At 73.1% G+C, this 11,085-nt stretch carries 4 protein-coding genes; 1 reads left to right on the top strand and 3 read right to left on the bottom strand.

Features of this window, described 5'->3' with window-relative positions; translation table 11 throughout:
* Positions 1-7,783, bottom strand: a 7,783-nt coding sequence (locus E1285_RS38910) for a type I polyketide synthase (RefSeq protein ID WP_132159613.1), incomplete at its 3' end; no start/stop codon positions are given.
* 48 nt (positions 7,784-7,831) lie between these two features.
* Positions 7,832-8,395, bottom strand: coding sequence for a hypothetical protein (locus tag E1285_RS38905; protein ID WP_132159612.1), 564 nt, complete (start codon positions 8,393-8,395; stop codon positions 7,832-7,834).
* Positions 8,396-8,612: 217 nt separating this feature from the next.
* On the opposite strand from E1285_RS38905, the gene E1285_RS38900 reads away from it, so the two are divergent.
* Positions 8,613-9,815 carry a cytochrome P450 gene (locus tag E1285_RS38900; protein WP_132159611.1) on the top strand — a complete coding sequence of 401 codons (1,203 nt, stop codon included), beginning with the start codon at positions 8,613-8,615 and terminating at the stop codon, positions 9,813-9,815.
* A 52-nt stretch (positions 9,816-9,867) separates the two neighbouring features.
* Here the strand turns inward: E1285_RS38900 and E1285_RS38895 are convergent, their stop codons facing one another.
* On the bottom strand, positions 9,868-11,052 hold the full coding sequence (locus E1285_RS38895) for a cytochrome P450 (RefSeq protein WP_132159610.1): 1,185 nt from the start codon (positions 11,050-11,052) through the stop codon (positions 9,868-9,870).
* Between the last annotated feature and the right edge of the window lie 33 nt (positions 11,053-11,085).

Below are 11,085 nucleotides of genomic sequence, written 5' to 3'. Positions count from 1 at the left end.
GGCCGGTGACGGTGGAGTACATGGGGGTGGTTGTCGGCTGTGGGTTGATGCCGGTGGTGGCGGTGGTGATGTGGTCGGTGATGGTGTCGATGGCGGGGCTGTGTGAGGCGTAGTCGACGTCGATGCGTCGGGTTTTGATCTCCCGCCGCTCGCATTGGTTGAGCAGTTGGGTGATGGCGTGGTGGGGTCCGGCGACGATGGTGGTGGCGGGCCCGTTGATCGCGGCGATGGTGATGGTGTCGGGGAGCAGGTCGTCCAGGTCGCCGGGGGTGGTGTGGATGGCGGCCATGGTGCCGGTTCCGGCGAGTGTGGTGAGGGCTTGGCTGCGGAGGGCGATGAGTTGGGTGGCGTCGTTGAGGGTGAGGGCGCCGGCGGTGTAGGCGGCGGCGATCTCGCCTTGGGAGTGGCCGATGACGGCGTCGGGTTCGATTCCGAGGGATTGCCACAGGTGCGCCAGGCCGGTCATGACGGCGAACAGTGCGGGCTGGACGACGTCGACCCGGTCCAGCGACGTCGCTGCTTCGCCGGTGGTGAGGATGTCGGTGAGGGACCAGTCGACATGCGGGGCCAGGGCCTGTTCGCACGCTTGGATGTGGTCGCGGAAGACGGGGCTGGTGGTCATGAGTTCGGCGCCCATGCCGGGCCACTGTGATCCTTGGCCGGGGAACACGAACACCGTCTTGCCGCCCGCGTCGCCGGGAGACGCGTGGCCGGTGACCACGGCCGGGTGCGGCTCTCCGGCCGCCAGGGCTTGCAACCCCTCGCGCAGCGTCGCCTGGTCGCCGACGATGACGGCGCGGTGGTCCAGGACCGAGCGGGTGGTGGCCAGCGCCCACGCCACCTGCCCGGTGTCCAGGTCGGGGTGGGCGTCCAGGTGCTCGGCCAGCCGCCGCGCCTGCGCGGCCAGCCCCGCCTCGGTCTTGGCCGACAGCAACCACGGCAACACGTCCGGCCCTGACGTTTCCCTGGCCCGCACCTCCAGACCGGTCCCGGGCGGGAGCGGCGATGCCACCGCATCCGTTTCGGCGGGGGCCTGCTCGATGATCACATGGGCGTTGGTTCCGCTCGCGCCGAAGGAGGAGATCCCCGCGCGCCGCGGCCTCCCGGTCTCCGGCCACTCGACCTGCTCGGTGAGCAGCTCTACGGCCCCCGCCGACCAGTCGACATGCGGCGTCGGCTCATCGACGTGCAGCGTCCGCGGCAGCACACCGTGCCGCATCCCCTCGACCATCTTGATCAGGCCCGCCATCCCCGCCGCGGCCTGCGTATGCCCGATGTTCGACTTGACCGACCCCAGCCGCAGCGGGCGGTCGGGCGGCCGGTCCTCGCCGTAGGCCGCCAGGAGGGCCTGCGCCTCGATCGGGTCGCCCAGCCGCGTGCCGGTCCCGTGCGCCTCCACCGCGTCGACTTCGGCCGGTGAGAGCCGGGCGTTGGCCAGGGCCGCGCGGATCACCCGCTGCTGCGACGGCCCGTTCGGCGCGGTCAGGCCGTTGCTGGCGCCGTCCTGGTTGACCGCCGAGCCGCGGACCACCGCCAGGACGCGGCGGCCGTTGCGCACCGCGTCGGACAGGCGCTCCACCAGCAGGACGCCGGCGCCTTCGGACCAGCCGGTGCCGTCGGCCGCCGCCGCGAACGCCTTGCAACGGCCATCGGTGGACAGGCCCCGCTGCCGGGAGAACTCCACGAAGGTGTCCGGTGTGGACATCACCGTCACGCCGCCGACGAGCGCCAGCGAACACTCCCCCTGCCGCAGCGCGTGGCCCGCCATGTGCAGGGCGACCAGGGAAGACGAGCAGGCCGTGTCGATCGTGACGGCGGGTCCCTCAAGGCCGAGGGTGTAGGCGACACGTCCCGACATGACGCTGCCCGTGGTGCCGCTGAGCAGGTAGCCCTCGATGTCCTGGGGCCGCGCGTCGGCGGCATAGTCCTGGTGGATCGCCCCGGCGAACACGCCCGTGGTGCTCCCGCGCAGCGACATCGGGTCTATCCCGGCGCGTTCGATGGTCTCCCAGGCGACCTCCAGCAGGAGCCTCTGCTGCGGGTCCATCGTCGCCGCCTCGCGCGGCGAGATCCCGAAGAATCCGGCGTCGAACTCCCCGGCGGTGTGGAGGAACCCTCCCTCCCGCGCGTACGACGTGCCGAGGTGATCGGGGTCGGGATGGTAGAGCCGCTCCAGGTCCCAGCCTCGGTCCTCGGGGAAGCCGGAGATGACGTCCGTTCCTCCGGTGACCAGGCGCCACAGGTCCTCGGTGGACCCGACGCCGCCGGGGAAGCGGCAGCCCATGCCGACGATCGCGATCGGCTCGTCGGCCCTGGCCGGCTCCGCTTCCCGGTCCGCGGCCCCGTCCTGCTCCCCTAGCAGTCCGGTGCGCAGCAGGCGCGCCACCGCGCTCGGAGCGGGATGGTCGTAGACCAGTGTCGCGGGCAGGCGCAGCCCGGTCGCCGCCCGCAGCCGGTTGCGCAGTTCCACGGCCGTGAGCGAGTCGAAGCCGAGTTCACGGAACGCCCTGTCGGCGTCCACGGCCTCCGGGTCCCCGTGCCCCAGCACGGCCGCGACCTGGCCGCGCACCAGACGCAGCACCTCGCGGTCCCGTTCGGCCGGCGGCAGGGCGGCCAGGCGCCGTGCCAGCGCGGCCCCGTCGCCGGAGCGCTCGCCGCTCGCGGTACGCCGCGACGGTACGCGGATCAGCCCGCGCAGCATCTCCGGCAGGACGCCCGCACCGGCCCGAGCGTGCAGGGCCGCGGTGTCCAGCCGCATCGGCAGCACCAGGCTTTCGGCCATGCCGCACGCCGAGTCGAAGAGTTCCAGGCCGACGGCCGTTTCAAGCGGGACCACGCCCGACCGGCGCGCCCACGACCGGTCGGCGCGGTCGATATCGGCGGTCATCCCGCCGGCCTCGGCCCAGAGCCCCCAGCCGAGGGAGAGCGCGGGCTTGCCCGCGGCCCGGCGGGACGCCGCGAGGCCGTCGAGGAACGCGTTCGCCGCGGCGTAGTTGCCCTGCCCCGGATTGCCCAGGACCCCGGCGGCCGACGAGAACAGGACGAACGCCGACAGGTCGAGCCCGCCGGTCAGTTCGTGGAGGTTGACCGCGGCGTCCACCTTCGGACGCATCACCGCGGCCATCCGCTCGGGAGTCAGCGCGCCGATCACCCCGTCGTCCAGGGCTCCCGCGGCATGGACTACCCACGTCAGCGGATGCTCCCTCGGTATACCGTCCAGGACCTCCGCGAGTGCGGAGCGGTCGGCGGCATCGCAGACGGCCAGGTGCACCCGTGCCCCTTGGGCCGCCAGTTCGGCCTGAAGCTCGGCGGCCCCCTGCGCCCGGGGCCCGGACCGGCTGGTCAGCACGAGGTGGCGAACGCCGTGCGCGGTGACCAGGTGCCGGGCCAGCAGCCGCCCGAGCGTCCCCGTCCCGCCCGTGATCAGGACGGTGCCCGACGGGTTCCAGAGTCCGTCCTCGCCGCCTCCGTCCTCGCCGCCTCCGTCCTCGCCACCGGTGCGCGGATCGGGCACCGGCCCGGTGATCCGGGCCAGGCGCGGTGCCAGCACCGTCCCGTCCCGCACGGCCGCCTGCCCGGTCTCCGCGGCAAGGACAGCCGCCAGTGAGGTCGCCAGGTCGTCCGGACCATCGATGTCCAGGGCCACGACACGGCCCGGGTTCTCCGCCTGGGCGGAGCGGAGCAGGCCCCAGATCGGCGCGTGCACCAGGTCGGCGACGCCGTCGTGTTCTCCCGCCGCCACCGCGCCGCGGGTCACGACCACCAGGGTGGACGCCTCGAAGCGCTCGTCGGCCAGCCAGTCCTGGATCAGCCGCAGCGCCCCGCACGCCGCCTCGCGGGCCCGGACGCCGGCCGTTCCGGGGTCCGCGGCTTCGGCGACGTAGGAGACCAGGACCGTTGCGGGAACGGGGTCGTCCGAGTCCGCGAGCGCGATCAGGTCCGGGTACCGGCGGACGCTCGCCTTCCCCGCCTCGAGCGCGGGCTTGAGGCCGAGCGCATCCGCGCCGACGACGGCCCAGTCCCCCGGTGCGGCCGGGTCATCACCCTGCGGCAGCGGCGTCCATTCCACCCGGTTGAGGAACGAGTCCTGCAGCCCGCCGTCGGCTTGTTCCAGTTGGTCGGTGGAGACCGGACGCAGCGCGAGCGACTCGACGGTGCACACCGGTTCGCCGTCCGCGTCGGCCATGGTCAGCGATATCGCGCCGTCCCCCGCAGGGGAGATCCGCACCCGCGCGGTGGTGGCGCCGACCGCGTGGAGTTCCACCCCGCGCCATTCGAACGGCAGCCGTACCGGGCCGTCCGCCGCCGGACCGGCGGCCGCGAGCGCAGCGTGCAGCGCGGCGTCCAGCAGCGCGGGGTGCACGCCGAAGTTCCCGGCGTCCTCGGCCTGCCGCTCGGGCAGGCGCACCTCACCGAAGACCTCGTCCCCGCGCCGCCACACCGCGCTCAGGCCCTGGAAGACCGGCCCGTACCGGTAGCCGCGCTCGCCGAGATCGTCGTAGAAGCCCGTCAGGTCCACGGGCCGCGCGCCCGGTGGCGGCCACGCGCCAAGCCCCTCTCCCCGCCGGTCGCCGACCGGTCCGCCGGTGGCGAGGACGCCTTCGGCGTGCGGCGTCCATGGCGGATCCGGAGAAGCGGCGCCGTCGGGGCGCGAGTACACGCCCACCGCCCGCCGCCCTTCCGTGTCGGCGGGCTCGATCACGACCTGCAGGACCACGGCGCCCGTCTCGGGGAGCACGAGCGGCCGCCGCAGGGTCAGTTCCTCGATCCGGTCACAGCCCACCTCGTCCGCGGCCCGGATCGCCAGCTCGGCGAACGCCGCCCCGGGGACGATCGCGGCACCGAGCGCCATGTGGTCGGCCAGCCAGGGATGCGATCCCGGCGCCAGCCGGCCGATGAGAACCGTGCCGCCCCGGGCCAGCCCCAGCGAGGCTCCCAGCAGCGGGTGGCCCGCCGCGCCGATGCCGGTCGCGGTCACGTCGGCGGCCCCGGCTCCGACTGAATCCGCCCAGTAGCGGCGGCGCTGGAAGGGGTAGGTGGGCAGTTCGGCCCACCCGGCTCCGGTTCCTTCGAAGGCGGCGGTCCAGTCCACCGCGGCACCGCGGACGTGGACCTCGGCCAGCGAGGCCAGGAAGCGGGGCAGCCCGCCCTGGTCGCGCGCCAGCGTCCCGGTCGCCGCGCAGTCCGCCTCGGCCTCCTCAGCGGTCTCCATGAGACCGGCCGTCAGCACGGGGTGCGGGCTCGCCTCGACGAAGAAGCGGTGCCCGTCCGCCAGCAGTGCGCGGATCGCGCCGGTGAAGTCCACCGGGTTGCGGACGTTGCGGTACCAGTACTCCGCGTCGAGCCCGCCGGTCTCGAGCGGGCCGCCCGTCACGGTGGAGTAGAACGCGATCCCGCCGGGGCGGGGCTTCACCGGGGCCAGCAGTTCCAGGAGCCGTTCCCGGAGCGCGTCCACCTGCTCGGAGTGGGACGCCACCGTCGCCGGGACGATCTTCGCGCGGACCCCGTCGGCCGTGCACGCGGCGGCGAACTCGCGCAGGGCCGCCAGCTCACCGGTGACGATCACCGAGCCGGGCCCGTTGACGCCGCCGACGGCCAGGCGGCCCTCCCAGCCGGCCAGCCGTTCCCGCACCCGGGCCTCGGCCGCCCCCACGGAGGCCACGGCCCCCTTGCCGGTCAGCATCTCGGCGAACAGCCGGCTGCGGGACACCACCACCCGCACCGCGTCGTCCAGGGACAGGGCCCCGGCCACATGCGCGGCCGCGACTTCGCCCTGCGAGTGCCCGACGACCGCGCTCGGCTCCACCCCGTAGGAGCGCCACAATGCGGCCAGCGACACCATGACGGCGAACAGGGCCGGCTGGACCACGTCGATGCGGTCCAGGGAGGGCGCGCCGGGCTCTCCGCGCAGGACCCCGGTCAGCGACCAGTCCACGTGCGAGGACAAGACCTGTTCGCACTCCCGCATCCGTTCGGCGAACACCGGCGCCTCCTGGAGGAGGTCCACCGCCATCCGCGGCCACTGCGAGCCCTGCCCGGGGAAGACGAGGACGACCTTGCCGTCGATGTCGGCCACGCCCTGGACGACGTCGCCGTTCTCGGTGCCCTCGCTCAGCGCGCCGAGGGCCTCCAGTGCCCCGCCGCGGTCGGCCGCGAGGACCACGGCGCGGTGGTCGAGCGTCGCCCGGGTGACCGCCAGCGACCGCCCGACGTCCGGCATCGCCGGGGCCGGAGCCGGGTCCGCGGTCAGGTGGGACCGCAGCCGCGCGGCCTGCTCCCGCAGGGCCCGATCGCCGCGCCCGGACAGCGGCCATGGCACGACCGGCGGCCGTGGGGCGGTGACCAGGGCGACTGACTCCCGGTCACCCTGGCCACCAGTCTCGGGGGCGCGCTCCTCAGAGGGCGGCTCCTCGAGGATCACGTGCGCGTTGGTGCCGCTGATCCCGAACGAGGACACCCCCGCCCGGCGGGGTTCGCCGTGCCTCGGCCAGGCCACCGGCTCGGTCAGGAGCGCCACCGCGCCCGACGACCAGTCCACCTCGGACGTGGGGGCGTCGACGTGCAGCGTCGCGGGCAGCAGCTCGTGCCGCAGCGCCATCACCATCTTGATGACGCTCGCCACGCCCCCCGCGGCCTGCGTGTGGCTGATGTTCGACTTGACCGAACCGAGCCGCAGCGGCCTGCCCTCGGGCCGCCGGGGCCCGTAGGCCGCCAGCACCGCCTGCGCCTCGATCGGGTCGCCCAGGGGCGTGCCGGTGCCGTGCGCCTCCACCGCGTCTACGTCGGCGGCGGCCAGGCGCGCGTCGGCCAGGGCCGCGCGGATCACCCGCTGCTGGGACGGCCCGTTCGGTGCGCTCAGCCCGTTGCTGGCCCCGTCCTGGTTGGTGGCGCTTCCGCGGACCAGCGCCAGGACCCGCGAGCCGTCGCGCACGGCGTCGGAGAGGCGTTGCAGCACCAGGACGCCGGCGCCCTCGCCGAAGGCGGTGCCGTCCGCGGCGGCGGCGAACGCCTTGCAGCGCCCGTCACGTGCCAGGACGCGCTGGCGGCTGAACTCGATGAACTCGCTCGGGTTGGGCATGACGGCGACGCCGCCCGCCAGCGCCACGTCGCACTCTCCGCTCCGCAGGGCCTGGCCTGCGAGGTGCAGGGCCACCAGCGAGGACGAGCAGGCCGTGTCCACCGTGACCGCCGGCCCTTCGAGCCCGAAGGTGTAGGCGATCCGGCCCGAGATCACGCTGGCGGCGTTGCCCACCAGCGAGAAGCCCTCGACCTCCTTGCGGGCCTGCTGCATCCCGACCAGGTAGCCGAGGTTGCCGGCGCCGGTGAAGACCCCCGTGCGGCTGCCCCCGAGCCCTTTGGGGTCGAGTCCCGCGCGCTCCAGCGCCTCCCACGCGACCTCCATCATGAGGCGCTGCTGCGGATCCATGGCCAGCGCCTCGCGCGGGGAGATCCCGAACAGCTCGGCGTCGAACAGGTCGGCGTCGTGGAGGAACCCGCTCTCCCGCAGATAGGACTTCCCCGTCTTTCCCGGGTCCGGGTCGTAGAGGCCGTCCAGGTCCCATCCCCGGTTCACCGGGAATCCGGAGACCGCGTCGGTCCCCGATTCGACCAGCTGCCACAGCCCTTCGGGCGAGGACGCGTCGCCCGGGAACCGGCAGGCCATTCCCACGACGGCCAGTGGCTCGCGGTCCCGCTCGGTCACCTCGCGCAGCCGCCGCCGGGCGTCGTGCAGTTCGGCGGCGACGCGTTTCAGATAGCTGAGCAGGGTCTCGTCGTCCGCCATGCGGGGCCGCCCTCCCTAGGTCTGCGAAATGACGCCCGAAGATCGGCCTCACCCGAAGGAAATGGAGCTGAATCCCGTGTCGCAGCACTTCTCCAGGGGGCGCGCGCACAGGACCATCCTGGCTTTGGCGCTCATCGTCGATTCGATGACCCATGACAGGGTCCCCACCTTGCCGAGATAGCGCCCGCCCGTGCCGACGATGTAGATCACGACCCGGCTTCCGGTGAGCTGGTCGTTCAGATCCACGAACCCCATCGAGCGCGCGGTGCCGCCGTCCTCGAACTCGTAGGAGACCCGGGTGAAGGCGACCCAGTGCTCGGTCGCGGGATCGTGGTGCACGATCTGCATGCGGCCGCTGTCCCGCGCGATCCTGTTGCCTTCGGAGTCGAAGAATTCACCGCCGGCCGTCGCCACGTCCCCGACCGCCGGTTCGGATTCCCGGTAACTCCGTTCGCTGACGCTGTAGCCCAGTTCCTCGAAGCGGATGCACTCGTCGTCCGGCGCGACCGCGCCGGATCCCGCGCCGATCGCGGCGAAGACGCCGCCGGGGTCCTCCCCGAGCGCGGCGGCCAGGGATACGGCCAGGCCCGGCCGCAGCGAGGTCATGCCCATGGTCGTCCTCCTTCGGCCCGGCCCTCCACGGCCGGGATCGGCCCGCACCCTCACATCCTGCGCAATTCACTAAAACGCGGCTAACGCCCCGCTTAAGTCCCGCTTTCGTTGAGCTGGAAATGCAGGCGGCGGAGGAATTCATCCGCCCACCGCTTATGGACATGCCACGGAACGGGGCCGGACAATAATTTCGACGGTCGAGCAGAAGGAGAGGCAGATGACCGACGCACCGACCGCACCACCCCCGCATCCCACCCATCGCAGCGATCCGCTGTCGCCCGCGGACGATCTGCGGCGGTTTCGCGAGGAGTCCCCGGTCAGTGAGATCAGCTATCCGGACGGCACCGCGGGCTGGCTGGTGACCGGTTACGCGGCCGCGCGGGCGGTGCTGGCCGATCGCCGTTTCAGCGTCCGGAACGAGCTGCGCCGGTTCCCGGTCCGCTCGGCGGAGACGGAGCTGAAAGGGCAGCCGGCCGCGCCGGGCTGGTTCATCGCCATGGACCCGCCGGACCACACCCGGCTGCGCCGCCCGCTGATCGCCCAGTTCACGATGTCCCGGATGCGGGCGCTGAGCTCGAAAATCGAGGAGATCACCGCGGGGCTGCTCGACGAAATGGCCGGGCACGGGCCGCCGGTGGATCTGGTCGAATCCTTCGCGAAGCCGATTCCGTCGCTGATGATCTGCGAGATGCTCGGGGTTCCCTACAGCGAGCGGGAGCAATTCCAGCAGAACACCGAGACGATGACGAGTTTCACGTCCAAACCCGACGAGCTGGTGGCCGCATACCAGGAATACTATTCCTTCATGGATCGGCTCAAGGATCGCAAGCGCGCCGATCCGGCCGACGACATCCTGAGCGGGCTCATCGCCGCGGACGAGCTGAGCGACGCCGAGCTGATCGGGGTGGGCCTGCTGCTGCTGTCCGCCGGCTACGAGCCGCCCGCGAACATGCTCTCCCTCGGCACCTACGCGCTGCTCCGCGATCCCGCCCGGCTCGCCGTGCTGCGCGCCGACCCCTCGCTGATCGACACCGCCGTCGAGGAGCTGCTGCGCTACCTGAGCGTCCTGCAGTACGGGGTCATCCGCGCCGCGCTGGAGGACGTCGAGCTGGAGGGCCGGCTGATCCGGGCCGGTGATCCGGTCACGATCTCGCTTCCGGCGGCCAACCGGGACCCGCGGCGCTTCGAGGATCCCGACACCCTCGACGTGACGCGCAGATCCGCGACCGCGCAGCTGGCCTTCGGGCACGGCATCCATCAGTGCCTTGGCCAGCAGCTCGCGCGCAGGCAGTTGCAGATCGGGCTGTCGATGCTGCTCGACCGGTTCCCCGGGCTGCGTCTGGCCGTGCCCGCCGAGGAGATCGGGATGCGCGACGACATGCGCGTCTACGGGGTGCGGGAGCTGCCCGTCGCCTGGTGACGGCGGCCCGGGGCGCCCGCGGATGCGGGGCGCCCCGGGCCGGCCGGGCGGGTCATCCGCCCGCCGACACCCACACCTCCCGCGGGGCGAGGATCCGCGGATTGGGGTACATCTCGGGTTCCCGCAGCACCCGTGGCCCCGGCAGGCGGGCCAGCAGCGACTCCAGCGCGATCCGCCCCTCGAGCCGGGCGAGCGAGGCCCCCAGGCAGAAGTGGATCCCGTGCCCGTACCCCACGTGCGGGTTCGGGTCGCGGCGGATGTCGAAGGTGCCGGGGTCGGCGATGTGCCGCTCGTCGTGGTTGGCCGACAGCGTCCACGTCGTGACCAGGCTGCCCGCGGGCATCGTCGTGCCGTGCAGCTCGACGTCGTTCTTCAGCAGCTTGAGGCTCTGCGGAAGCGGCGGGTAGTACCGGACGACCTCCTCGACGGCGCCCGGGATCAGGCCCGGGTCGGCGCGCAGCGCGTCCGCCGCGCCGGGGTTGTCGTGGAGCAGGAGGACCGCGTTGCCCAGCATCGCCGCCACGGTGGTGTAGCCGGCCATCAGCAGCAGGCCGGTGAAGTGCACTATCTCCTGGTCGTCGAGCCGGTCTCCGCCGACCTCGGCGAGGGCGAGCCTGCTGATCAGGTCGTCGCTGGGGCGCTGCCGCCGCGCCCGGACGTGCTCCAGCAGGTAGGCGTGCATCTCGTCCACCGAGGCCCGGATCGTGTCGTCGTCGAAGACCGCCCCGGCCTCGTGATCGCCCGACAGGCGGGTGTCCGCCCAGCGGCGGAACATCTCCCGGTCCTGCCGCGGCACGCCGAGCAGCTCGGCGATGATGCTGATCGGCAGCGGGTAGGCCAGCGCGCGCATCAGCTCGAACTCGTCCTGGCCGCCCGCCTCGTCCAGCAGCCGCCGGGTGAGCTCCGCCACGTGCGGTTCCAGCCGGGCCACGGTGCGGGGGGTGAACGCCTGGCTGACCAGTGCCCGTACCTGCCCGTGGCGGGGCGGGTCCATGACGGCCAGGACGCCGCGGCTCAGCTCGCCGAGCGGAAGCACCCGCCCCAGCTCCGCGGAGAAGTCGGTCAGGTCCGTATGGCTGCGGTGGATGTCGTCGTAGCGGAACAGCTGCCACATGCCGGTGGCCTCGTCGAGAGCCACCGGCCGGTGATCGCGCATCCAGCGGAGCCAGTCCAGGAGCGCGGCGCGGCCGCTCTCCGGTCTGGGCGGCGCCGGGGAAACGTCCTTCTGCTGCGTCATGCGCGTTGCTCCTTCCAGGCGGGACGGTGCGGC

The sequence above is a fragment of the Actinomadura sp. 7K507 genome (assembly GCF_004348425.1).
Taxonomy (GTDB): Bacteria; Actinomycetota; Actinomycetes; order Streptosporangiales; family Streptosporangiaceae; genus Spirillospora.
The sequence above is the reverse complement of the archived record's forward strand: the minus strand, read 5'-3'. Positions and strand labels throughout refer to the sequence as shown.

What these genes read in the sequence shown, in the direction of transcription:
- E1285_RS38905 (WP_132159612.1), bottom strand. Translation starts at nt 8,395, where the DNA reads ATGGGCATGACCTCGCTGCGGCCGGGCCTGGCCGTATCCCTGGCCGCC.
- E1285_RS38900 (WP_132159611.1), top strand. Translation starts at nt 8,613, where the DNA reads ATGACCGACGCACCGACCGCACCACCCCCGCATCCCACCCATCGCAGC.
- E1285_RS38895 (WP_132159610.1), bottom strand. Translation starts at nt 11,052, where the DNA reads ATGACGCAGCAGAAGGACGTTTCCCCGGCGCCGCCCAGACCGGAGAGC.